The organism is Vitreoscilla filiformis (genome assembly GCF_002222655.1).
GTDB lineage: Bacteria > Pseudomonadota > Gammaproteobacteria > Burkholderiales > Burkholderiaceae_C > Ideonella > Ideonella filiformis.
Genome location: NZ_CP022423.1, coordinates 715,306 through 739,698, shown reverse-complemented (window position 1 = coordinate 739,698; position 24,393 = coordinate 715,306). Strand labels below are relative to the sequence as shown.

Here is a 24,393-nt window from a genome sequence, read left to right as displayed (position 1 = left end):
GCATGACGACGCCGTTCCACATCCCCGCACCGCCGGCTGCGTGGCCACGCCATCCGCTGCTCAACGTCTGGGCCGACGATCCCGAGCCCGGCGCGCTGCTCGATCATCTGTGCCACCAAGGCGGTCTGGTGTTCACCATCAACCCCGATCACCTGTACCACCTGCAACGCAACCGCGAGTTCTTGCGCGCCTACCGCCAGGCCGATGTGATCACGGTGGACAGCCATTACGTGCGCATGGCGCTTAACCGCATGGGCCGGCCCATCCACCACCACATCACCGGCTCGGACTTGGTGCCCCGGCTCATCGCGCACGCCAGCACGCATGACGTGGATTTGCGAGTCTTCCTGCTGGGTGCCCAACCGGGCGTGGCCCAGCGGGCGCTGGAACGCATCAACGCCCGGCACGGCAAGCGTTTGGTGGTTGGCGCGTTCGGGCCATCGATGAACTTCATCCGCGATGCCGAGGAAACCGCCCACGCCCTGCGCTTGATCCGCGACAGCGGCGCCAACGCGCTGATGGTGGGGCTGGGCGCGCCCAAGCAGGAAATCTGGTTGGCGCGCTGGCGCGAGGCGCTGCCTGACGTCAAGCTGCTGATGGGGGTGGGCGCCACCATCGACTACGAAGCCGGCGAAGTGGTGCGGGCCCCCGTGTGGATGCGCCAAATGCGCATGGAATGGCTCTACCGGGTGTTGAGCGAACCGAGGCGCTACCTCATGCGCTACGTGCGCAACACCGAGTTTCTCCACCTGATGTGGCAAGACCGCCGGGGCCGTTACCGCGACCCGCTGGCCTGACGCGGTGCGCCCTCAACGGCGGTCGGTGCGAATCCAGCGGGTTTGCCGCCGCAGCACAAAGCCCAAGTAGATGGGGACTTTGGCCAGGATGAACAGCGGCACCAGCAGCAGCTCTCGCCCAGCCATGACCTCGCGCCCCCAGCCCCGCCAGGCCCGGGTGATGGCGGTCAGCAAGCCGATCAGGCTCACGGTGGCCACGCCCAGTGGCAACCACGATCCACCCAGCCACCCCAGGGCCAGCGCCACCCACCAGCCCAGCCCCAGCAAGGCAGTGAACAACGCCAATGGCGGCACGCACAGATCGAGTGCCAACCCCATGGCCGCCCGATCTCTGCGGCGCCAGCCTTCGCGCCACAGTGCGGGGGCTTGATGCAACAGCATGTCCAAGTGACCATGCTCCCAGCGTGTGCGCTGGGTGCGTGTGGCCGCTTGCGTGGTGGGGAAGGTGCTGGTCACCAGCGCGGTCGGTAAGAACAGCGGGGCGTGGCCGGCCAGGGCCAAATCGATGCCCAGTTTCATGTCTTCGGTGATGTGGCCGTGGGCCAGCAGGGCATCGTCCAGCAGCGCGAGCGGGAACGCCATGCCCGTGCCCATGAGCTGACACGGCCAACCCAAACGCTGCGCCCCCAGCGGACGCACCCAATTGCGCACCCGCCACGCAAATTCGGCCAGATGCGGGCGCCAGCCGTGGGCCTGACCGGGCGCGGCGGGCGGCTGTTGCATCAGGTACAGCGCCTGCACGGGCCGCTGCTCGCGCTGGCACGCTTGGGCCAGACGATCCAGGGTGTGGGGATGCACTTGGCAATCGGCATCGAAGAACACCACCCAGCGCGGGGGCACCGGCTGCGCTCGCAGCAGCGCCACACCGTGGGCCAGAGCGAAACTCTTGCCTCGGCGCACCGTGTCGAATCGCTCGGTGACCTGGGCGCCGCAAGCGCGGGCCAGGGCGGCGGTGTCGTCGGTGCAGTTGTCTGCCACCACCCAGACGACATCACCGGGCCGCAGTTGTGGCATCAGGCTGCGCAGCGTTGATTCGATCACCGCCGATTCGTTGTGCGCTGGAATCAGCACCGCCACGGGCTCACGCGGCGCGGCGTCATCGGTGGGGGACGGCAGTGTGTCACGCCCTTGGCAGGCTGCATGCACCTGCCGCCACAGCACCCACGCCGGTACGGCCAAGGCCAGCACGCCCAGCAGCACCAGCACAGACAGCAGTCCGAACAGCATCGTCAGCACCACTCCCGCCCTCCCAGCGTCAAGGTCTTTGCGTGTCCTGCCGAATCGGCGGCCCCACATTCGCGGAACAGCGTCGCCAGCCGGGCGGCTTCATGATCCGCATCGTGGCGCACCCGCACCCGCTGGGCCGCCCCCTCACTCATGCGCGCCAATTCAGCCGCTGGGGTGTTGAGGCAAGCGGCCATGGCATCGCGCACGGCTTCGACCGAACCCGCCGTCAACAACCAGCCATCTTGGCCGTGGCGCACCAGCTCAGGAATGCCCGCCACCGCTGTGGTGATCACGGGCCGGCCACGGGCCATGGCTTCCATGACCACCACGGGCAGACCTTCGGCAAAACTCGGCAGCACCAGAGCGCGGCTGGCGTCGATCCAATCGCGCACCTGGGTGCCGCTGATCCATCCCGTGATGCGCACGCAATCCGCCACCCCCAAGGCCGCGATGGCGCGTTCGACATCGGCCCGCATCGGCCCGTCACCCGCCAAAATCAGCTCGAACGCCAAGCCCTGGGCCTTGAGCGCGGCAGCGGCTTGCACCAGCAGCAACTGTCCCTTTTGTTCACACAGCCGCCCGACGCACACCAAGCGCGGCACATCGGGCACGGGCTGGCGCGGCACGTCGAAAAACTCGGCATCCAAGCCGCAATGCACCTCGACCACCTTGGGCCAATGCGCCAGCGGCACCCAGCGCCACAACTGCGAACGGCCAAAACTGCTGATGGCCACCACAGCGCGGGCGGCAGCGATTTTGTCGGCCAGGTGCAGGGCTTCGGGTTTGTCGAACTCCTCGGGCCCATGCACGGTGAAGGAATAACCCGGCCCACCCAGCGCGTGCAGCAGCAGCGCGACTTCGGTGGCGTTGGTGCCAAAGTGCGCGTGGACATGGGCCACCGGCGCCTCTTGCAACCACAGCCACAACTGGCAGGCTTCAAGGAAGTAAACGATGTGCAGCGGCAGAGGCCGATCCGCCCGCCGCCCCAGGCGCACCGCCTGCTGCAAGGCGTGCCACCACGCTCCAGGCCGGCGGCGAAGCACCGCCCAGCCGGCCTGCAACAAAGCGACCACGCCCCCTTGCACCAAGTAGCGGGTGCGGGCTTGTTCGGCGAGGTCGAGGGGGTCGGCCGGTGCGTCGTCCCAGCCGCGCAGGGCGTAACGATCGACGGTGAGACCTTGACGCTCCAGCGCGGCAATTTCGCGCCGGATGAAGGTGTGGCTCACCTTCGGGTATTGGTTGATGAGGTAGGCAACGCGCAAGCGGATGTCTCGGCAACAGGCAACATGGTGAACGGTTCAGCATAGCAGGGCATGTACGATGAACACCCCGTGTCTGAGACCCGACTCGCCGCCTCTCCCACACATGATGCCTCTTTGCGACACCGTCCGCCGCCGCCTGAGCGTCCTGCTGGTGAGCTACAACACCTGCCACTTGCTGGACGAGTGCCTGGCCAAACTGCACCAGGCCCTGGCCCAGACCCCAGACGCTGCGGACACCCGCATCATCGCGGTCGATAACGCCTCGCGTGATGACTCGGTGGCACACCTGCGCGCCCACCACCCGGAGGTGCTGCTGCTGACGTCGCCGCGCAACGTCGGCTTCGGGCGAGCCAATAACTTGGCGCTGCCGCAGGTGGACAGTGAGTTTCTCCTGCTCATCAACACCGATGCGTTTTTGGCGCCCGAATCGATTCGGGTGGCGCTGGATCACATGGCCGCGCACCCACGCTGCGGGGTGCTGGGCGTGCGTTTGGTCGGTCGAGATGGCACGTTGCAGCCCAGTTGCCGCTATTTTCCGACCCCGGCGAACCAGTTTGCCGAGCGCACGGGCGCCTACCGTTGGCCTCTGGCGCACCTGTGGGGCCGCCCCGTGGACGACATGGCCTGGGATCACGCCAGCGAACGCCGTTGCGATTGGGTACCGGGCTGCTTTTACTTGGTGCGCCGCGAGGTGCTGCAACAAGTGGGGTTGTTCGATCCGCGCTTCTTTTTGTACTTTGAGGAGGTCGATCACTGCCGACGGGTGCAAGCAGCGGGATGGACGATCGATTACAGCCCACGCACGTCGGTGGTTCACATCGGTGGCGAGAGTGCGCGCAGTGACGGGCCGATCAGCAGCACCAGCCGGCAGGTGGAAGCGCTCCAAATTGAGAGTGCGCTGCTGTACTTCCGCAAGCACCACGGCTTGGGCGGGCTGGTGCTGCATCTTGGTTTGGATGGGGCGGCAGCCGGTCTGCTGGCGCTCAAAGCGGCGCTGCGCGGGCGTGGCTGGGCGGCGATCCAGCACACCCTCCGTCTACACGCACTGGCATGGCGTTTGCTGTGGCGCACCAAGTTGGGCACGCAGCCCACGCTGTGACAAAAGCAGAAGGGGAGGTTGACCATGTTCGAGAACATTCGTGCCGACTTACGCGCCCACGGTGGTCATTGGGGCGCCCAGGGGTTTTGGGCCTTGGTGGTGTACCGCTTTGGGCGCTGGCGTTATGGCATCCGTTCGCCGTGGTTGCGCAAGCCGTTGTCGGTGCTGTACCGGGTGGCCTACAAGCTGGTGCAGATCCTCACCGGCATTGAGCTGCCATGCGAAGCGGTGATTGGGCGCAATTTCGTCATCGATCACTTTGGCGGCATCGTCATAAGTGGCTATGCTCGGTTCGGGGACAACTGCCGCATCCGTAATGGTGTGGTAGTAGGCTTGAGCCGCGTTGAAGACCCAATTGCGCCAGTGATCGGCAACAACGTGGACATCGGCACCGGTGCCACGCTGCTGGGTCGCATCACGATTGGGGACAACGTGCTCATCGGCGCCAACGCTGTGGTGGTGCGGGATGTGCCGGCGAATCACATCGCGGTGGGGGTGCCGGCGCAGGTCAAGCCGCGTAGGGACGCCACGTGAATGAGGTACGGACGGATTAAGCGCCATTTCATAAAATCCACACTTCTTCCTTATGTTGTGACACGTGGTGTCGCCCCGATATGAAAAAACTCTTGTGCATCATCGGCTCCCAACGTTCCGGCACCACAGCTTTGCAGACGGCCTTGAGCGACACCGGGGTGTTTTATAACTTCAGCGAGATCTTTCACACCACGCCCAACCCGCAGATTAATGGCGCATTTTTGCCCTGGTGCAAAACCAACGTGATTGACATCCAGGCCATGTCCACCGACGCTGGCGCGGTCGGCTTGGCCGAGCGTTACCTCAACGACCTTGACCAGCTCGCAGGTGAGCGCTACGCCTTGATTGATGTCAAGCTCAACTCCTGGCAGGTGCTGGGGCCGTTCTGGCGCTATGCGCACGAGGCCCCATTTTTCATGCGCATGCTGGAGCAGCGCGGCGCCGCGTTTGTATTCTTGAGCCGTCGCAATCTGCTTGAGCAGGTGCTCAGCGGACAGATCGCCCAGCACACTCAGAAGTGGCACGACTTGGAGATCCAGGATCTGCCAGAGGCCATCACTACCAACTGGATTGAGGTGCGGGAGCAGGCACGTAACATCCTGCTGGGTGAGCGCCACCTCTACAACGCTTTTTTGCCCAGTACCCCGGTCTATCCGGTGAGCTACGAAGACTTGTTTGATGAACAGGGCTCGGTTCAACAGCCCTTGATACAGTGGCTGGCCCAGCGCTTCCCAGCGCTAGAGCCCACCCAAACCGTGAAACCAAGCATCAACAATAACCAGGGCGACAAGCGCACGCTGGTGACCAACTACGCCGAGATGCAGACCATGGTGGACGAGCTGGTAGCCGAACTTGGCCGGGTGTTTTGAGCTGCCGGTGCCGCGTACAAGCCGCACTAGAAGTGCCTTCCGCTATCTCGCGCTTTTCGCTATCCCGAGTCTTATTATCTCCACACAGAGAAGGGGGGAACCCCCTTTTCCTGCATCCTGCATCCTGCATTGACGAGGGGCATTAGCTATGCCCCCAATGGCGTAATCGACGGGTGGACCGTGCTACTGTGCTGCCAAACCCTTATCAGCAAGCAATGTCACTGAGTAGAACGATGCCGCCAGTACTCTCTGATCTCGTTCGGGCTGCACGCTAATGCTCGAAATGAAGGTGATCAACGCACTACCTGCTGAATCTAGCAGCTCAGGACTAAACTCCAAGATATGCTCGGCGCGCAATGTACTAAGTTGAATCTCACCAATCGATATTTCATTGATGAGAACTGCGAGCCTGCCGTTGCGCACCTCGACATCACCCAGTGTAAGTACATCCAATTTCAGCTGAATAGCAGAAACCCCTTGAAAACTAGCCATGTTAACAGCTAGAGTAGCCTTAGGGCCCAGCATCCACACATGATCCGGTTCGTCGTAACTCCAACCATCCTTCATGTAGGGTCGTGCATCGCTACCAGTAAATTTAATAATTCCATTCTCTGGTGCACGAACCGCCTCGGGAACAGTAAAAGCAGAACCTAGTGCCGCCACGGTTGAATCGATTGTAATATCAGATTCTAGAACTGGGCAAGCATAGGGCGGGCCATACAATGTGATGCCATTTTCATCCGGTGTTAAGTGAACGAAAACCAGGGTAGCTCGGTGACCACCACTGCGCACCACAGTGGCCGGCACATGCCACACCACCAGCAAACGCTCAGGGCTAAGGGCACTAACACTCTGGGCTGCCTGTACGCCATTCACGCTGCATTGCAACGATCGCACCGACGACGCACTGACACTGACTTCCGCACACACATGCAGCGCACGAGTAGGATCCACCGCAACGTTGGCTGCAGCCCACTCCTTCACCGTATAGCCTACATCCGCCTGATCCACAGTGCGCAAGGTGCCGCCATCCACGAATTCCACCAAAGGATGCCCCACCACTATCCGCGAAGAACCTTCAGCGCTACGCATAAAGCGCATTGGAGCACTGAATAGGACACCCAATTCGCGAACGTCCACTCCTCCATCCGGACGACGAACGTAGGGAAGCTTCATTACTATCCGGGTAGTTGCACTAGATGTACGAGATGGCCCCAGCAAACCCTGGATTCGCCAGCGCGGATTACTGCCAGCCGGCATCAATTGTGCCACCAGCTCACTTACCGTCCGCCCATCTCCGGTGATTGAAGCACGAGTAATCTGGTCGTCACCCATCATACTCAAGCCCTCAAACGTAAACCGCCAAGAAGCGTTAGGATCCAATCTAACATCTGACACAATCTGCTGTTGTGTCCAGCGTACGATGGTTCCCTCGTAAGACTCATAAGGATGCCAGCCGTTACTGTTTAGATGGGTATCCAGAGGCACAACCACTTCGGTAGCAAATGTTTTTGATACCATACTCAGCGACATACGCCTCATCCATACATCGCTGAGTTGATTAATCAACAAGCGCAGCGTATTGCGACGGCGGAATGCCTTACTAGCGACTTCTGCATTGTGGGTTGCAAAATCCAAACGGTTAACAAGACGATGAACGGCATCTTCGATATCAGAGGCCGTCCATTCGTCGTAGCATTCACCATCCCCGTCCCAAAGACCCAACTCTAATTCCAGCCACGTTTTTCTAGGAACAACCACAGGGACGCCACACCAGATGGCTTCCCAAACCACGCCAGAAGACTTACGCCAGTACTCCTGGGGCGAATAAGGTGCAACCACCAAATCAGCCTGAGATAACAACTCCGCATACTCATCAGAAGTCACGAATTTATCGTGCAGCTCGAAGTTTTCTAGTGAGTTATTCAGCCCCACCAATACCTTGTGAATATCTAAGCAAATACCCCAAGCTCGCTGACAATTAGCGTGAACAACAAAGTGCCAGTCGGGATACTTCCGCGTCAGCGCCTCTACCAATGCCGGCAAATAGTGAAATCCCTTGTCCTCTTTGGCATCACCCATAAAGAGCAACGCCGTACGGAATTCACCAGCAGCACGCTCATTTTTTTTGTCTAACTCAGTCATTCCACTGAGTACCACAGGGTGGGCGTCGATTGTCTGGCGCGATAGCAAACTGAACTCGCGAGAGTGACTCAACCCAGTACCAAAAAAATGAATACGTGAACCAGCTTGACGAGCCAAATCGAAAGCCAAGCGATACTGCAATGCAGTCATTGCATCGATTACATCGAAATCGTCAGCATCAAATGCCTTCAGCTCAATACCAGAAGGCAGCATTAAGTACACAACAAAGGTGGGGGCCTGCTCTGCTGGAAAATCTTTCATCCACCGAACAGCCCCGTACAGATGCCGCTGGTTGATGGTAGGAAAAAGCACTAACGTGTCAGTGCCAAAAAGTGCAAGTGGCAGCTGTAGAAGATCTTCGTACAACGAATCGTTGAAGTAACAAAAGTCATCGTGCTCACCGCTCACAGGATCACACGAACGGCGCTCGTAGCAACTGTGGTGGAATATATTAATTACTTCAGCGGACCCAACGCGTCCAGCTTGAAACTTGTAGTTTGCTAGAATAGTGACCTGGATGCCACGTGCTGCTGCCCCTTCAGCAATAGATAAATCGAAAAACCAATGATGCCCACTGGTACTTTCAAGATTAGGATCACAAATGACAAGTTTCATAATATTAGTTTCTACTGCCAGAACCAAGATGCGCCATGAGATCAATCAACCCATCAGGTGTACAGTTGTAGGCTACTCGAGCGAGCAACTGTAGTATCTGTAAGCGGCAAACGTTAGAAGAATCGTTAACTAACAGTGCCCGGGCAATGTTCTCTATTAATGCGGGATCAGAGGCATCGAGAGTCATCGCGAGAAGGTCATCAACGCTCAATGGTGACGACACAACTGCCGCTGTCGATCGCCGAGCGCATGGCAAGGTCTCGCTACTAACACCGTGACCACCACGTACAACATGCACATAAGTAACTAGCGGCGGATTCTTAGCTTTTACCCTCAGCACAAGTATCACCGGAGTTCCTGAACTCGGCTCCAGTGGAATCGAACCTTGGAGCATTTGGATTCCGGACCATTGAGTCAGTTCACCATGGGTACTGGCCGAACTCCAGCTCAAGCGCTGAATACCACCAAGTAAACTCAGTCGCAGACGCTGGCCGGTAGGCAACCGAGCCAAAGCAGAACCGAGATCAATCTGCCAAGTGTCTTCGCAAGAGGGAGACGCAGTCCAATCAGTATCAGCTAGAAGCAGCGTCAATGAATCAACGTCCAGCATGGCGGCGCTCCTTGCAAGTGATTGCCTCGTGATAGACGGCCTCGAGCTGACGGGCTACCCTGCTCCAGTTCAAACTCTGAGCACGCTTCAAACCAGCCTGTATCATTTCTTGGCGGATTTTCGGATGGTAAGCTGCATGATGGATACCCAAAGCCAGGGCCTGGGCATCACCCGCAGGCGCCAAAAAGGCAGCACCATCTGTCATTTCTGCAATACCACCCACATCGGTGGTAAAAACCGGCAGTCCTGAAGCCATGGATTCTAAAACTGCGTTGTTGGCAGTAGCACTGCGCATAGGCAGCAGCAGCGCATCGGCCTGATGGTAACTGGCCAGCAACGCATCGTCCGAAAGACCCGACACCACTCGCACATTGGAAGGCAGTTCCAGTCCAGCCGGGAAGTTGTGGCAAATGATCGTGTACTCACAAGGCATGCCCAAAGCATTAAGCTGTGCAACCGCCTTCAAAGCCATGGGATAGTCACGCAACCAATGGCCTACCCCCAACAGTCGGAAGGGGCGCTCATTCGGTGTGAGAAATTCGCGGGCACGTGCCAATTCGGGTGTGAAGAATTCAGTGGAAACGCCGTGAGGCACTATCCGTACCTGCACGCTAGGAGCATATTCACGCAAAAAATTGGCTTGGTCGTCGCACAAAGCCAGCACTATGTCAATATCTGCTAAGCGCTCTAAGGTAATCATGCGACTCAGCAAATCAGGCGGTTGATGCAGAGGCTCATCACTACAGCCGGAGCTTTATCGCCCAGCAGTTGCCGCGCTGCGCGTGGTAGCAGCCAACCACACAACTCACCATCAAGGAAGTGGACTACATCGTAACGCGTACTCAGCAAGTCAACCAGCATGTCGAATTCAGTGAGCATTGCATTGGGTTGATTGGCGTAGCCTTCTAAGCCCAATATGTGACCAAACTTGCGCGCTCGCTCAGCCGCAGAGTTCGAGCCCACGAGGCCATCGCCCAATGGCGTACGGTAGTGCCGCAACTCAAAACGCTCACAATCCAGGTGCCGCGCAAACTGATAAGGCCCAGCATACCCAGCATGGTGAGCATGCAACGATGATGCCAGTGCCACCGAGACTCTACCTTCGCGGGTTGGCGAAGGTGCCATCTTCTGGGTGGTGGCCAGCACCACATCCGCGGTAGCCTGCTCGACTTGTGCCAACTGAGCTATTCGGCGGTTGAGCGGGTGGCGCAAGAAGTCGGCGCCTACTTGAGGACTGACACGAACGGTAGAAAGCTGATACACGGCCTTGGCCGTAGCACTGATGCCCCCGGTAGATGAAGTGCCTTGGGGCGTAATCAGCGGCGACGGAGCAATACCCTTTGCCGCCAATGCTTGCTCGTAGACGATGCCAAATCGCCTACCCACCGTAACTGGTGCATTACGCAATTCGCACTGCGCACGACAGCTCTGGCGCATGCCAACGTCGGAAAAGTGGTTCTCAACGAAATGGTCGATGGCTGCGGCAAGCGCACGAGCATCACCCACCTGGTCGACCACCAGACCAGTGCGACCATGCTCCACCATAGCAGCCATACCACCCGTTCGAAACACGATGGAGGGTGTGCCACAAGCGGCAGCTTCCACCACCGTGTTGGGATAGTTGTCTTCCAACGAAGGAAAGCACAGCACATCAGCCACGTTAAACAAGTCAACCAGCACCTTATCATCACGCACGCTATCAAGCGACATCGTTTTAATGCTGTGAGTGGCGACACCCAAATCAATCGGCGTGCCAAAGGTCAGCATGGCTGGTTGCAGTCCCCGAGCCCGCCAACGCGCCATAACCTCCTCTGATTCCAGCAGCTCGGCCAACGCTTTGCGCAGCACGTCCCCACCTTTGCGGATTTCTTCGTTCAGATGATTGCCAAACAGCAGTACAACATCGGCATCGGTAAATCCCAGCTCAGCCCGCAGTTGGGATCGATTATCACGGGGAACAAATACATCTAACTCGATGGGATTTTCGATGTGGTGAACCGGTGTTTGAGCGAAAATACGGCTGTGTCGGGCTTCGTCAGCCAACCATTGAGATGGAGCAATGATCTGCAAACGTGGATCGTTACCGTACTGGTGAAGCTTATCAGCAAAGGCGTTGGGCACTACACTGTAGGCATCGCTAAGCTGCGGACAAACAATGCATTCACTCAGGTATTGCTTGCAACCCGAGGGGTAGTGGCAACCACCAGTCATGGGCCAGGCATCATGCAGAGTCCACACCAGGGCGCGCCCAGCATCTAGCCATCGGCGAATGTCGGGCGGCGTGACCGTCCAAGTCGTCCAGTGCATGTGCAACACATCAAAAGTGTTGAGCGCGTTGAGCGACAACACATCCATGCCCGGATACGGCTGCGACAGTAATGTGTTCGAAGTGCCACGCCGGTGTGCAGCAATGTCACCCCACTGCACTTGGTTAAACATGAAATCTTGGTAGCGGCTGGTCGAATCAGGACTGTTGCGCAGCCACTTCGGCTGAATCAATTCCGGGTTCTTTTCAGCACCGTCTACACAGAAAACCTCGCTTACCATGCCAGCGGCCCGGCAAGCGTCGCGAGCGCGCAAGGCCGCACGTCCGGCACCACCTTGCGCGTTGTGGGTTAGATGCGCTACACGAATGGTCATATTAGTTTATTAGGATCGCTCAACTCAACCAACTTTGGAAGATTTAATACTACTGCTGGTTTTTTTAAGATGCACCGAACAGTTTTGTATTGGCGCAACAACGCCAAGCTGTACTACTTACTCCAATAGCTGATCGTTAAATTTAATACTATATACTTACTTTGGATGTTCTGCTGAAGCGGGAGCTTTTCAGAGCATCACTCATAAATTTCAGCAAATACCATATTGGTGGTGGAGTGAATGCTAGGCCATTGATCTAGCATATCAGATATTATTTCACTTACTTCTAAATTTACCCTGATGGGCCAGAAACCACGCGTAGGTATCACGCAAACCATCTTCTAGGCCGATGCTTGCCTGCCACCCCATAGCGGTTAGACGGGAGACATCCATCAGCTTGCGTGGCGTGCCATCAGGTTTAGTAACATCAAACACCACTTCACCCTGGAAGCCGGTGACTTTGGCTACGGTGAGCGCTAATTCGCGAATCGTACAATCTACACCGATACCCACGTTGATATGCGAAAGCATAGGTGTGGTGTTGGCACGGTAAGTAACCCCATCAAGCTCGTGAACGAACACACTGGCGGCGGCCATATCGTCTACATGCAAGAACTCGCGCTTTGGGGTTCCGCTCCCCCACACGACCACCTGGGCATCGCCGGCTTGAACGGCATCGTGAAAACGCCTTAATAGCGCCGGGACGACGTGCGAATTATCAGGGTGAAAGTTATCGCCCGGTCCATAGAGATTGGTGGGCATGACGCTGCGGTAATCACGTCCATACTGCCGGTTGAAGCTTTCGCACAGCTTGATACCAGCTATCTTAGCCATCGCATAAGGCTCGTTAGTCGGCTCCAAAACTCCAGTAAGCAGCGCTGCTTCAGTGAGAGGTTGCTGCGCTATTTTAGGGTAAATACAAGAAGAACCGAGAAAAAGCAATCGTTGCACACCTGCTTGGTGCGAAGCAGATACCACATTGCATGCAATTTGGAGATTTTGCAGTATGAATTCTGCTGGATAAGTGGCGTTGGCATAAATCCCACCCACTTTTGCTGCTGCTAATATGACAGCTTGAATATGCTCTTGGGCAAAAAAAGACTCCACTTCAGCTTGACGAGTCAAATCCAGCTCAGCATGGCTGCGAGTAACTACTTGCGTGTAGCCCATTTTTTGCAGCCGACGCACGATGGCTTGCCCTACCATCCCGCGGTGACCAGCCACGAAGATACGCTGATGACGAATATCAACACTCATGGGCTAAATCTCCTTGGGTACAGGCGTAGCGTAGCCATGCTGGCGCAAAAGTGCTTCGCGGCGAGCGATCTCCAGATCGGCCGCCACCATTTCATTCACCATACTAGCCAAGGTAATCTGAGGGATCCAACCCAGATTTTCACGTGCTTTCGTAGGATCTCCCAATAGAGTATCTACTTCAGTGGGACGGTAATACCGTGGATCGACCCTCACCACCACTTGACCGAGCTTAATAGCCGGCGCTTTGTTGCCACACACGTCGGCTACCACAGCAACTTCGTCTGCACCTTGCCCTTTAAACTCTAGGGAGATACCTAACTCAGCCGCACTCATGCGCACAAAATCGCGTACAGAATACTGCACACCAGTCGCAATTACATAGTCTTCAGGGCGATCCTGTTGCAACATCATCCACTGCATGCGCACATAGTCTTTGGCATGGCCCCAATCGCGCAAAGCACTCATATTACCTAAATAAAGGCACTCTTCTAGGCCAACGGCAATATTAGCCAGACCGCGCGTAATCTTGCGTGTAACAAAAGTCTCCCCCCGGCGGGCAGATTCATGGTTAAACAATACGCCGTTACAAGCGTACATGCCATAGACCTCGCGATAGTTAACTGTGATCCAGTAAGCGTAGAGTTTGGCCACAGCGTAAGGGCTGCGTGGATAAAAGGGGGTGCTTTCTTTTTGTGGAGTCTCTTGCACCAACCCATACAGCTCAGAAGTAGACGCTTGGTAAAACCGCGTCTTGTTGCTGAGACCCAAGAATCGAATCCCTTCTAGCAGGCGCAGCGTACCTAATGCACAGACATCGGCTGTGTAATCTGGCGAAGCAAAGCTCACAGCGACATGGCTTTGTGCCCCTAAGTTATAAACTTCGTCAGGCTGTACTTCTGCAAGCGTACGAATAAGATTGGATGCGTCCGTTAAATCACCGTAATGAAGTTTAAACCGAGCGTGTGGCTGATGAGGGTCTTGGTAAATATGATCTATGCGAGCCGTATTAAATCCGGAGGTACGGCGCTTAATACCATGCACCTGATACCCTTTTTCTAGCAAGAATTCTGCTAAATAAGAGCCGTCCTGCCCAGTAATACCAGTGATCAATGCTCGCTTGGTCAAGATGAACCTCCTGCTGCCTTGGCACTCACAGCAGGAGCGCCCCCTTAGATTTAGGTGTACGTTTAGCCAGTCGATAAGGTTAGCACACTTGCGCTAGGGCACTCCACCGCCACGTATCCCAGCCCCCAGCCAGTGATGCGATCGTTAGTTACCTGAAGATGCTTTTAGAGAACCCGGAAGGCCATGGAACGGGCCAGTGTGGTTACCTAATGGGGTACCGCACGGTCAACTTGGGCCCAGGAGGGCCCCACTCAGCATGACCTCACGCAAACCAAGGTGCAGGCATACGGCACCCAGAGTTGTACGCTGCGAGCGTCCCGACAGACGGAGATCATCACAGATAGCAGTATTCGATGGCCTATCACTAAGTTGTTGATTTGTATTGTTCTTATCCGTGGCAATGTGTGGTCGCATGAGATTTTGAAGAGTCTCCTTCGGCACCGGCTAGGGCGGGCTGCAGCGGCTGCAAGCCTGCGGGCTGCGGGCTGCGGGCTGCGGGCTGCGGGCTGCGGGCTGCGGGCTGCGGGCTGCGGGCTGCGGGCTGCGGGCTGAGCCACTCCTCAACGCGGAGCAACTAACGTAAGGCAGCTTTGTGGTTCACACTGTCAAAACGTTGACTTTAAATTCTGTGGCGGGGGCGCTAAATACGAACACTTTCCCACATGCAACTCGATATTCCACCCCTGCGCCCCCAACACCCCCACCCCCGCCAACGCCCGCAACCGGCTGCGCAGCTTCAGCACCATCTTGTCCCGGCTGACCAGCCAGCGCACCCGCCGGGCCACCGCCAATTCGATGAACTTCTGGTCGTCCCGATCCCGGCAACGCGGCGCACCCACGCTGCCCGCTTCGGGCGCATCCACCACGATGATGCGGGCATCAAAATCGGCCAGCACCTGCGCGTTGCGTTCGGCGCTGCTGTCGGGCAAAAACATCCGCCCTAAAACATGCGCCAGCTCGGCACGCATCGCCGCGCTGGCCACGCCACGCCACTGACCCGCTTGGCGAGCCGCTTCCCAGCCAGCACACGCAGGATCGTGGAAATAAAGCCAATCCAGCACAGATTGGGTGTCAATCACCGCTTCGGGCACGGTGGGGGCATCGGTCAATGTCATGGGGTGGATTGTCCAGCGGCGGCTTGAGCCAGACAGTCCAACAGCACGTCCCGCGCCGGATGCACCTCTTCTTCGCGCCAAAACACCCGGATCTCGGCCAGCAAATTGGCCGTGTCCAGTGGCAACACCGCCACACGTCCTTCGTTCACACACTGCCGCGCAAAATCACGCGGCAACAGTCCGATGAAGGATTGGCGCGTCAACAGCGCCAAATTCAGCGCCAACGAAATCGACTCCACCGCCCCCGGCGGCACGCTGCAACCATGTCGCGCCAGCAGCGCCTCCAACGCCCCATGCGCCGGTGAACCCGCACGCGGCACGATCCACGGAAACGCCATGGCCTCCGCCCAAGCCAGGCGCCGCCGTCGCGCCAAGGGATGGCGCGCCCCCACGACAATCACCATCGGCTCCTCCATCAACACCCGCTGCGCCAGCCCCTGATGCGCCAGCGGCTGCCACATGCGCACCACCGCCGCGTCCAGCCGGCCATCGAGCACACCGGGCAGCAAGCGGTCGGCGGTGTCTTCCTCCAGCGCGACACTGAGCTGCGGCGCCCGCTGGCGCAACCCCCCCAGCGCCTCGGGCACCAGCATGGCATTGGCCGCCGTCACCGAACCCAGCACCACACGCCCGCACAGGCCATCCCGCAGCAGCGCGATGTCGTGGCGGGTGCGGTCGAGTTGGTGCAGCACCTCTTGGGCACGCTGGGCCAAACACGCACCAATGGCGGTGAACACCACCGCGTTGCCCTCGCGCCGCACCACGGCCTGACCCAAACCCGCTTCAATTTCCGCCAACTGCTTGGAGATGGCCGACTGGGTGACACAAAACGCCTCCGCCACACGCCTCACCTGGCCCAGCCGCGCCAACGCAGCCAAGGTGCGCAGGTGCGACAGGCGCAGCGTGGCGTCGAAAAAACGGTCGAGGCAATCGCGGGGGACATTCATGGCCAGGCAAGGTCGAGTCATCGGGAACAAGCAGCGGGACATGAGCCCCCCCTCATCCTCCCCCGAAATTTCCTCACTCGCCAAGGTGGAAACGACGGCCTATCGTCCTCCCCACACACCACAAGACTGGAGACATCGACATGGCCGACCTGTTTGACAACCCCATGGGCCTCACCGGCTTCGAGTTTGTCGAGTTTGCCTCGCCCACGGCTGGCATCGTCGAACCGCTGCTGGCCCAACTGGGCTTCACCCTCGTGGCCAAGCACCGCTCCAAGGACGTGCTGCTCTACCGCCAAGGCGGCATCAATTTCATCGTCAACCGCGAGCCCAAAAGCCCCGCTGCCTACTTTGCCGCCGAACACGGCCCCTGCGCCTGCGGCTTGGCTTTCCGGGTGAAAGATGCCCACCAAGCCTACTACCGTGCCCTGGCGCTGGGCGCACAACCCATCGAGATGCCCACCGGCCCGATGGAGCTGCGCCTGCCGGCCATCAAAGGCATCGGTGGCGCCCCGCTCTACCTCATCGACCGCTTTGAAGACGGCGCCTCCATCTACGACATCGATTTTGAATTCCTCCCCGGCGTGGAACGCCACCCCGTCGGCCACGGCTTCACCACCATCGACCACCTGACGCACAACGTCTACCGGGGCCGCATGCACTACTGGGCGCAGTTTTATGAGCGCATCTTCGGCTTCCGCGAGCTGCGTTACTTTGACATCCAGGGCGAGTACACCGGCTTGGCCTCCAAAGCGATGACGGCGCCGGATGGCCTGATCCGCATCCCGCTGAACGAGGAGGCCAAACAAGGCGGTGGGCAGATCGAAGAATTCCTGATGCAGTTCAACGGCGAAGGCATCCAACACGTGGCGCTGCTGTGTGATGACCTGCTGGCGGCGGTGGACAAACTGCAACTGGCCGGCGTCCCCCTCATGACGGCGCCCAATGACGTGTATTACGACATGCTCGCCGAACGTCTGCCCGGCCACGGCCAGCCGGTGGCGGAATTGCAAACACGCGGCATCCTGCTCGATGGCAGCACGCAAGACGGCCAACCGCGCTTGCTGCTGCAAATTTTCAGCCAAACGCTGCTCGGGCCGGTGTTCTTCGAGTTCATCCAGCGCCGGGGCGATCAGGGCTTTGGGGAGGGCAACTTCAAGGCCCTGTTTGAGTCAATGGAGAGAGACCAGGTGCGCCGAGGCGCCCTGCAAAATGCCTGACCCACAGGAGGTGCCCCATGCGCACAAGCCCCCCACCTGGGCCCGATGGGCTGATTGAACAGCGTTGGGCCGATTACAGCGCCATCGAACATGCCACCTGGCGCACGCTGTTCGAACGCCAAACACGCTTGCTGCAAGGCCGTGCGTGCGATGCGTTTCTGGACGGCCTGGCCCGGCTGCCCCTCAGCGCCGAACACATCCCCGACTTCGCGCAGCTCAACCGTGTGCTGCGCCCGCGCACCGGCTGGGAGGTGGTGGCGGTGCCCGGTTTGGTGAGTGATGAGGTGTTCTTCGCGCATCTGGCGGCGCGGCGCTTTCCGGCGGGGCACTTCATCCGCGAACCGCACCAGCTCGACTACCTCGAAGCGCCCGATGTGTTCCACGACGTGTTCGGCCACCTGCCCATGCTGATGCATCCGGTGATGGCCGACTTCATCCAAGCGTATGGCGAAGGCGGCTTGCGCGCCCAACGCCTGGGCTGCTTGCCGATGCTGGCGCGGGTGTACTGGTACACGGTGGAATTCGGGCTGGTGCAGCAGGCGGATGGGCTGCGGCTGTTTGGCGCGGGCATTGCGTCTTCGGCGACGGAAACGGTGTACTGCTTGGATGACCCCGCGCCGCACCGCCTGCGCTTTGAGCTGCCCCGCGTGCTGCGCACACGCTACCGCATCGACGATGTTCAAGCCGCCTATTTCGTGCTGAACGATCTGGACGAGCTGCTGGCCCTGGCGCACACCGACTTTGCGCCGTTTTACGCCGCCGCTCAAACGCAGCCCGAACTGGCCCCAGGCGAATTGCTGCCCACGGACACTGTGCTGCACCGGGGCCACGTCCGGCGCAACGCACTGGCCATCTGACACCGCCCCGCGCTGAGGCCAGCGCGGCTGTCGGTGCGAGTGTTGAAGCCGCGCGCGATAAATCCAGCCCACCGCGCGCGATAAATAACAGGCCAGAGTAGTTGCAGCCTGTGCAATAGATTTGCAGAGCTACGGCAGCGCATCCGCCGCACGCGGGGAAATCCACAGCACCTCGGTGCGTGGTTGTCGCAAAACTCCCACAGCAAAATGCGCCCGCTCCACCCGCCGCCACCCCACCAGCATCTCGTCGTACAGCGCGGACGGGTATCCGGCCAGCACCACCATCCCCTTGCAGCCCAGTAGCACCTCCAGCAGCTCGACATGCTGTTGCGTGGTCAGCTCATGCCGGTAGCCTGTGTCGGATCGAGTGGAGGGGACGTAGGGGGGATCGACGAAATGCAGCGTCTGGGGCGTGTCCTGGGCTTTGATCACGGCCAGCGCATCACGGCACTCGATCACCACGCCTTGCAGCCGACGCCGGACAGCCACCAAGCTGCGCGGGTACGTGACCCATTCGCCGGCCTTGCCCCTGCCTGACCCCGTGCGGTGCCGCGCGTCGGCAAACGACCGCTTGCGCGGATCGAACACCGATGCGTGGTGAAACGACAAATAGGCGCGAATGATCGTGCGCTGAGCCGTCACCACCGGATCGGTAGACGACATGAAACGCCTGGTCAAACTCGGCGCGGGCGTAGGGTGTGCGGCGCAGCTTGCGCATCAGCGCTGCGCATTGCATCGGGTCTTGGATGACGCGGAACAGCGACACGATCTCACTGTCGAGGTCGTTGTAGACCTCAATCTCGCTGCGGGTCTTGCGCATCAGCACGCTGGCCGCGCCACCAAACGGCTCGACGTAAATGCGGTGGGGTGGAAGGTGCCGAAGCACCCACGGGGCAATCGCCCACTTGCCTCCAAAGTAGCGCAGCACCGCCCGCTTGGGGCCATCAGCGGCCAAGCTGGCCGGTTTGGTTGTCGTCTGGTTCACAGAGCCGTCCTCGTTGATGAGTCGCTCTGTGGCGATCGGGGGATTGCGGGATCGTGTCCCTGGTCACGTCGCACATGGTGCCGCATCGCGGGCATTTGATTTGCACTCGGCCGATAAACCGTGCACGCGCCAGCAGCTTGTTACAGCCGCACCTGATTTCCTCATTCATTTTGCAAGCCTGTTGCAATTTCTGCCACGTAGGCTCCACCTGCTGCGCGCGCAGTAGTGGGGCCTTGGCCGGCTTGCAGCTCCTTCTGCATGACGGGGCCGCCACCGGTGCTCCAGCACCGGTGGCAGTCGCCCCACTCTTTAAATGTCGATTTCGACGTAGGTCATCCCTGGCGCGCTGCCTTCGATGACGCCGGCGCGCACGAACACCGTAGCGCCGGCAGCAGGCGCATCGCCTCGGGCCGTGATCCGATCGCCGCCAGGCAGCTCCACCACGGCCACACCTTGGCTCACGCTGACCACCGTACCCACTTGCACCGGCACATCCAGTCCCAGCGCGTCGCGCAGGGCGCGATACAGGTTAGGGCTGCTCATAGGTCTGCACTCCAATCGTCTGCCACACGCTGGCCCGCCCAGCTTGAATTGACAAGCTGCGCGTCATCCCCAGGCGAGTCAAATCGCCGTCCACGTACTGCACCAGCTTGCCGGGGACGATGGCGCCGGTTTGGGCGAGTACCGGCAGACGAAGTTGCACCAGCGCTTGTCGCCCCACGTCCGACAGCACCGGCAACGCCCTGGCACGGGCTGCCTGCACATCCGTACACAGAGCGTCCGTGATCATCGGCGCCACCAAATCGCCCGCCGTGCCGCCACGGGTGACGCGCCCGAGAACGCCCCCCGCCGTAGTCCCTGAGACAAACACCCGGCTGTAGATGGCCTTCGACGTCCACTCGATCCCCTCTTGGCGCACCACGGCGGCAGGCAGCTCGATGTCAGGCACCAGGCTGTCCCAGGCCCATGGCGCAGCCAGGTAGCGCGGCAGAACCATCAATTCGTTCCCGGCGGGGGAAGATTGGACATACCCACCCGCCGCCTCGGCAATGCGACAGATCGCACTGATCGGCGTGCCTTGGTGGCTCCACACGCCTGCTGGAACCAGCCAATCTGGCACCTGCCAATCAATGGCCCAGTCGCTTGGCACGCCATTGGTGGCCAGTGTGTCGAGCGCCAACTGTTGCGTCATTGCCGCCACGACGGCGTTGTTGAACGTGCGCTTGGCTGCATAAGGAGCGTCCCAAATGGCCGAGGCGCTGCGCCCACCGATCGACAGCGACGACTTGCTCCACTCACGGTCGCGCTGCGCCGACTCCACGATCACCCGCCACACCTGCCCATTGACATGTGCCAGCAGTTCGCAGGCCGCTGCGCCTGCTGCCGGCGCCAGTTTGGCCTGATCGCTGGCCGCAATCGACGCGCTCCAGCGCCATGCCCAGCTATCTACATCCGCACTGAGGGTCAGTGAGGTGCAGTTGATGGCGGTGCCGTCGTCCGCCCGAACCAGTTGAACGTCATTGATCACGAGGTACACCCTCCGCGCCGGGACGATGATCCCTGGCAATAGCTGTCGATCACAGCGGAAAATCAGATGCGGACTGGCCGGCGCTGGAACAAAAAACCGCAGGTCAGGCGTGCGCGGCCCGCAGCAGGTGTTGACGGGGATCACCGACCCCGGCATCACGCTGACGCCAGGCGGTGGCCTGACCGCATCCCGGCTCGACGCCTGCCACACCAGCGGCATCGGGGTCGCCACCTGCCACTGATCCGGTCGCGCGGTATGTCGCGGCGCGGCCGGGCGCGCTCGAACGTCCAACCACGGGCGGGCTGTGCGCAGCAAATCACGCTGTTTGAAGGCCGCGCCGCTGCCCATCTGCCGTGCATCCGCGTGCGTCACCTGCGCCGCCACCTGGCAGCGTTGGTGATCCCGGTGCCTGTACCGCGCACCAGCGGACAGCCGCCGGGCGTCTATTTGTCGCATCGTGGCTGTGCTGCCGAGGCGGGCGGTATCGACCTGCATCAGGCGGGCACCTTGGTGCATGGTTCGAAGCGGCGCATACGTCACCGCTGCTTGCACGGCCACCGGGGCGGATGGGGCCATCACAGCCACCACAGCCGCATCCAGTGTCACGGCGCGCTGGTGGCTTACGCCGATATCACGGGCCGGCCCCCGCGACACATCGGCGTCGTACACCCCCACCCCAGCCGGCACGACAGGCCCGCCCACTTGCACGGCAGCCACGGCGGTCACGGCATTGGCCTGCAAGGTGGCCACGGGCACCACACTCGGCAGCGTCACTGCCGCCTGCACCGCGACACCCAGCACCGCCGCACCCGCAGGCGCAACCGTTGGCAGCGTCACCGCTGCTTGAACAGCCACCCCAACAACGCCCGCGCCGGCAGGCACGACACGCGGAAGGATCACCGCCGCCTGCGCCGCCACACCAAGCACTACCGCACCCGCAGGCGTGACCGCCGGCAGCGTCACGGCGACTTGCGCCAGCCGCCCCAGCGCCTCGTACGTGACCCCTGCGGTCAGCGTCACCCCCGGCAACCCCACCGCCATCTGCGCCGCAAACACCGGCGCGGTGCCGTCGTCGCCGAACAGCAGCGCCGACGATGCGGGCAACCCCGCCGCAAATCGCAGGTCGGTGGTGGCCACGAGCGGCTTACGTCAGCGTCAGGCTGGTCAGGCGGACAAAACCGCCGGCATACAGCGCCACCGCCGACAGGATGACTTCATGTCCACTCCCAGCGATCCCGACGGACATGTCCAACAGGGCCGCGCCCGCTGACGTGGACAGCCGCGCCCATCCCGCCGTGCCCGACGCGGCCACCGTCGCATCAGCCGTTGCAGAGACCGTCAACACGCCCGCCACTGGCGCCGCCACGGTGGCCGACATCACCAGATCAGCCAGCAGCGTGCCCGTGGCCGCCGTCTGGGGCGTTGCCGGTGCGGCGCCCGTGTAAATTTTGAGCCGAGCTGGGCCGGCGGTGAGCAGCGAGCGCAGGGCTTCTGCCCGCGCCGCAATGAGAACGTCTGATTGATTGGCCATGGTTACTCCAAGGTGGGCGCGAGCCCGTCGGCGATCAGGGCGCGGTACGTCCCGGCGTTGTCGTGGCACACCACCGAGTACGTGTCGGCCACGGAGAGCCCATCGAACCGGTACAGCCCATCCGTGCCCGACCACGTCTCACGCACCACGCGCCTCAGCCGCTCCGAGATCAGCAGCACCCGCCGCGCCAGCGGTGTCACTGGCGGCCCCAGCACGGCCACGGAACCCGCGATCACGCCGGGCCCACCATCAATGTCTCGGGCCGATGGCGCCAAATCAGGCAACACCGATGCCACCGCACCGCCGGGCGCACCGCTGGCTGTCAGGCCGCGCGTCAGGTCGTACAGCACTGACCTGACCGGGACGATGATGCCGACCTTCCACGCCAAATCTGTGCTGGATGTGGGTGACGGGAGCGCGGCGTAGCCGTACTGCACCCATGTCGTGCCGTCGTCCGACCACTCCACGAGGGCTCCGATCCAATAGTGATCGCCGCCACCCGGAAGCTGCTGCACAGCAATCTGCGCGACATCGACCGCTGCGGGCCACTGGTAGCCGATCCATCGATCCGGGGCGTGCCCTTCGTACATGTAGGCCTGCCAATAGGTGGCGGCGGCGCCGTCGTATGCACGTTCTGGGGCGTTGTCGACGTACTGCGACGACGCAATCGCCGTGCCACCCGCGACCAAATTGCTACCCGCCGCGCTGCGAAATTGCAGCTCGCCCACCAAGACCTGGCCGCTCAGCGTGGCGATGCACCTGCATCGCCACCAACGATGGGCACTCATGTCCACGGCCCCGTCAGATCAATGGCCATGGTCACGCCGTCACCCTCGCTGTACCCCTGCCACGCCACCGCCATCATCCGGCGGGTGGTGTTTCTGACGACCTGGTCGAACACAGCGCCGTGCCCGACCGGCTTGTATTGAGGCATCCAATACAACCCCCGGAACGTCCCCCTGACGGAGTTCATCCCCTCTTGCACGCACAGCGTCGGCGTCAGCCACAGCCCGTTGTCCGGGCCGTGTGGGTACTGCATTGGCCCTCGCCCCGATGTCAGCACCCCATTGGCCATGTGCAGTGCCGGCGTGGCCGCGCACTTGACGGGGAGCCCCTGTTGCGTGTGGTTGCGCAGCAGCCATTTGCCGGCATAGGCCAGCGACTCGCCCAGGCCAAAGCTGTTGCCGGAACCGGGCTGATCCTCGTTGGCGCTCTCAGTTGCCACCAGCACCGTCCCCGTCGCGTCACCTGCGGCCACGTAAGACGACACATCCCCAAACGCGTACTGCGCGAACCCACCCCAGCCCGTTGACACCTTGACCCACAGGTAGAACATCACGCCATCACCGACCAGCAGCCAATCCCGATTACCGGCGCCGCCGTCCCCCTCATTCAGCCACCCGTACTGCCGCGCGTGAATCCACTTCGCCCACCCCCAATCCCCACCGGTGCCCGCCGTCGTCCAGTTGCGCGCAGGGTTGGTGGGGTCATACGGCGCTTGGATGCCCGTGACCACGATCGGATTGATCCCGCTGATCGCCGATGCGATCCCCACTGACGCCCATTTGGCCCACGCTGAGTCGTACCCCGCCCGCTGGGAGTTGTCCACCACCAGCAGGTTGCGGTTACCCGTGGGGGCCCGGTAGGCGCCCCGGTTTGTACCCGTGTTGGGCTTGCTCCACCCCAGGCTGGGCGTTTTGGCGGTGATCGATGTGGTGGTGGTCGCCGTGCGGATCGACCCCGGATCGTCGAGCTGAAAAGTAAAACTCGTGGCCTGCGCGCTCAGCACCGTCCAGCGGCCGTTGTAGTTGGCCTGCGCGCAGCCGGCAATCTCCACGACCTGCCCGGCCACGAATGCATGCCCGCCGGTGACCGTGGCCGTGGCCACCCCCGCGACGGTCGATGTCAGCGTGGCGATCGTCTTGACCCCGTACCCATTGACCAAGCAGGCGTCCAACAGCGCCGTCAAACTCCCCCAGGCGTTGGTGAGCTGCGGCGCCCCTGCCAAGTAGTTCGCATGCCAAAAAAACCGA

The 24,393-nt window shown here is 60.7% G+C and carries 23 protein-coding genes and 1 pseudogene; 6 read left to right on the top strand and 18 right to left on the bottom strand.

Annotated features, from left to right (window positions below):
- The first annotated feature begins 2 nt into the window (after positions 1 to 2).
- Positions 3 to 797: a WecB/TagA/CpsF family glycosyltransferase gene (locus VITFI_RS03465; RefSeq protein ID WP_157725543.1), complete on the top strand. Its 795-nt coding sequence runs from the start codon at positions 3 to 5 to the stop codon at positions 795 to 797.
- A gap of 12 nt (positions 798 to 809) precedes the next feature.
- On the opposite strand, the gene VITFI_RS03460 is transcribed toward VITFI_RS03465, so the two are convergent.
- Positions 810 to 2,024, bottom strand: coding sequence for a glycosyltransferase family 2 protein (locus tag VITFI_RS03460; RefSeq protein ID WP_198301597.1), 1,215 nt, complete (start codon positions 2,022 to 2,024; stop codon positions 810 to 812).
- Positions 2,025 to 2,026: 2 nt separating this feature from the next.
- Positions 2,027 to 3,286, bottom strand: a complete 1,260-nt coding sequence (locus VITFI_RS03455) for a glycosyltransferase family 4 protein (RefSeq protein WP_089415790.1) — start codon at positions 3,284 to 3,286, stop codon at positions 2,027 to 2,029.
- A 103-nt stretch (positions 3,287 to 3,389) separates the two neighbouring features.
- On the opposite strand from VITFI_RS03455, the gene VITFI_RS03450 reads away from it, so the two are divergent.
- The 3 genes from VITFI_RS03450 (at position 3,390) to VITFI_RS03440 (ending at position 5,788) form a co-directional block, all read left to right on the top strand.
- Positions 3,390 to 4,385 carry a glycosyltransferase family 2 protein gene (locus VITFI_RS03450; protein ID WP_198301596.1) on the top strand — a complete coding sequence of 332 codons (996 nt, stop codon included), beginning with the start codon at positions 3,390 to 3,392 and terminating at the stop codon, positions 4,383 to 4,385.
- Between the two features lie 24 nt (positions 4,386 to 4,409).
- Positions 4,410 to 4,919 (top strand): serine O-acetyltransferase, encoded by a 510-nt coding sequence (locus tag VITFI_RS03445; RefSeq protein WP_089415789.1) that lies wholly within the window; start codon positions 4,410 to 4,412, stop codon positions 4,917 to 4,919.
- 80 nt (positions 4,920 to 4,999) lie between these two features.
- Positions 5,000 to 5,788, top strand: coding sequence for a Stf0 family sulfotransferase (locus VITFI_RS03440; protein WP_157725542.1), 789 nt, complete (start codon positions 5,000 to 5,002; stop codon positions 5,786 to 5,788).
- Positions 5,789 to 5,971: 183 nt separating this feature from the next.
- On the opposite strand, the gene VITFI_RS03435 is transcribed toward VITFI_RS03440, so the two are convergent.
- From VITFI_RS03435 to VITFI_RS03405, 8 genes are all read right to left on the bottom strand, one after another.
- Positions 5,972 to 8,548, bottom strand: a complete 2,577-nt coding sequence (locus VITFI_RS03435) for a glycosyltransferase (RefSeq protein WP_089415787.1) — start codon at positions 8,546 to 8,548, stop codon at positions 5,972 to 5,974.
- A 4-nt stretch (positions 8,549 to 8,552) separates the two neighbouring features.
- Positions 8,553 to 9,158, bottom strand: a complete 606-nt coding sequence (locus VITFI_RS17810; protein WP_157725541.1) for a hypothetical protein — start codon at positions 9,156 to 9,158, stop codon at positions 8,553 to 8,555.
- On the bottom strand, positions 9,145 to 9,858 hold the full coding sequence (locus tag VITFI_RS03430) for a glycosyltransferase family 4 protein (RefSeq protein WP_089415786.1): 714 nt from the start codon (positions 9,856 to 9,858) through the stop codon (positions 9,145 to 9,147). Before VITFI_RS03430 ends, VITFI_RS17810 begins: the two co-directional genes overlap by 14 nt.
- A gap of 5 nt (positions 9,859 to 9,863) precedes the next feature.
- Positions 9,864 to 11,798: a glycosyltransferase gene (locus tag VITFI_RS03425; RefSeq protein ID WP_089415785.1), complete on the bottom strand. Its 1,935-nt coding sequence runs from the start codon at positions 11,796 to 11,798 to the stop codon at positions 9,864 to 9,866.
- A 276-nt stretch (positions 11,799 to 12,074) separates the two neighbouring features.
- On the bottom strand, positions 12,075 to 13,055 hold the full coding sequence (gene fcl / locus VITFI_RS03420; protein WP_089415784.1) for a GDP-L-fucose synthase: 981 nt from the start codon (positions 13,053 to 13,055) through the stop codon (positions 12,075 to 12,077).
- A gap of 3 nt (positions 13,056 to 13,058) precedes the next feature.
- The gene (gene gmd / locus VITFI_RS03415; protein WP_089415783.1) at positions 13,059 to 14,180 is read right to left on the bottom strand and encodes a GDP-mannose 4,6-dehydratase; all 1,122 of its coding nucleotides are present in this window, start codon (positions 14,178 to 14,180) and stop codon (positions 13,059 to 13,061) included.
- Between the two features lie 605 nt (positions 14,181 to 14,785).
- On the bottom strand, positions 14,786 to 15,295 hold the full coding sequence (locus VITFI_RS03410; RefSeq protein ID WP_089415782.1) for a PIN domain-containing protein: 510 nt from the start codon (positions 15,293 to 15,295) through the stop codon (positions 14,786 to 14,788).
- Positions 15,292 to 16,284, bottom strand: a complete 993-nt coding sequence (locus VITFI_RS03405; protein ID WP_089415781.1) for a LysR family transcriptional regulator — start codon at positions 16,282 to 16,284, stop codon at positions 15,292 to 15,294. Before VITFI_RS03405 ends, VITFI_RS03410 begins: the two co-directional genes overlap by 4 nt.
- A 98-nt stretch (positions 16,285 to 16,382) precedes the next feature.
- On the opposite strand from VITFI_RS03405, the gene hppD reads away from it, so the two are divergent.
- Together hppD and phhA are read left to right on the top strand one after the other, a co-directional pair.
- Positions 16,383 to 17,459, top strand: a complete 1,077-nt coding sequence (gene hppD / locus VITFI_RS03400; protein WP_089415780.1) for a 4-hydroxyphenylpyruvate dioxygenase — start codon at positions 16,383 to 16,385, stop codon at positions 17,457 to 17,459.
- A gap of 17 nt (positions 17,460 to 17,476) precedes the next feature.
- The gene (gene phhA, locus VITFI_RS03395) at positions 17,477 to 18,316 is read left to right on the top strand and encodes a phenylalanine 4-monooxygenase (protein WP_089415779.1); all 840 of its coding nucleotides are present in this window, start codon (positions 17,477 to 17,479) and stop codon (positions 18,314 to 18,316) included.
- A gap of 129 nt (positions 18,317 to 18,445) precedes the next feature.
- On the opposite strand, the gene VITFI_RS18140 is transcribed toward phhA, so the two are convergent.
- The 8 genes and pseudogenes from VITFI_RS18140 to VITFI_RS03360 form a co-directional block, all read right to left on the bottom strand.
- Positions 18,446 to 18,979: a DNA adenine methylase gene (locus VITFI_RS18140; protein WP_232476659.1), complete on the bottom strand. Its 534-nt coding sequence runs from the start codon at positions 18,977 to 18,979 to the stop codon at positions 18,446 to 18,448.
- A 37-nt stretch (positions 18,980 to 19,016) separates the two neighbouring features.
- Positions 19,017 to 19,244: pseudogene (locus VITFI_RS18870) on the bottom strand (DNA adenine methylase); the annotation flags it as partial.
- Between the two features lie 16 nt (positions 19,245 to 19,260).
- A complete protein-coding gene (locus VITFI_RS18865) occupies positions 19,261 to 19,470 on the bottom strand; it encodes a Com family DNA-binding transcriptional regulator (protein ID WP_089415330.1) in 210 nt (69 codons plus the stop codon).
- Between the two features lie 140 nt (positions 19,471 to 19,610).
- Positions 19,611 to 19,844 carry a hypothetical protein gene (locus VITFI_RS03380; protein WP_089415331.1) on the bottom strand — a complete coding sequence of 78 codons (234 nt, stop codon included), beginning with the start codon at positions 19,842 to 19,844 and terminating at the stop codon, positions 19,611 to 19,613.
- The gene (locus tag VITFI_RS03375; protein WP_089415332.1) at positions 19,831 to 21,966 is read right to left on the bottom strand and encodes a hypothetical protein; all 2,136 of its coding nucleotides are present in this window, start codon (positions 21,964 to 21,966) and stop codon (positions 19,831 to 19,833) included. Before VITFI_RS03375 ends, VITFI_RS03380 begins: the two co-directional genes overlap by 14 nt.
- A gap of 7 nt (positions 21,967 to 21,973) precedes the next feature.
- Positions 21,974 to 22,360, bottom strand: coding sequence for a hypothetical protein (locus VITFI_RS03370; protein WP_089415333.1), 387 nt, complete (start codon positions 22,358 to 22,360; stop codon positions 21,974 to 21,976).
- 2 nt (positions 22,361 to 22,362) lie between these two features.
- Complete coding sequence (locus VITFI_RS03365) at positions 22,363 to 23,148, bottom strand: hypothetical protein (protein WP_089415334.1); 786 nt, start codon at positions 23,146 to 23,148, stop codon at positions 22,363 to 22,365.
- Positions 23,145 to 24,368, bottom strand: coding sequence for a hypothetical protein (locus tag VITFI_RS03360; protein ID WP_089415778.1), 1,224 nt, complete (start codon positions 24,366 to 24,368; stop codon positions 23,145 to 23,147). The genes VITFI_RS03365 and VITFI_RS03360 overlap by 4 nt, the downstream gene beginning before the upstream one ends.
- Positions 24,369 to 24,393: the final 25 nt, after the last annotated feature.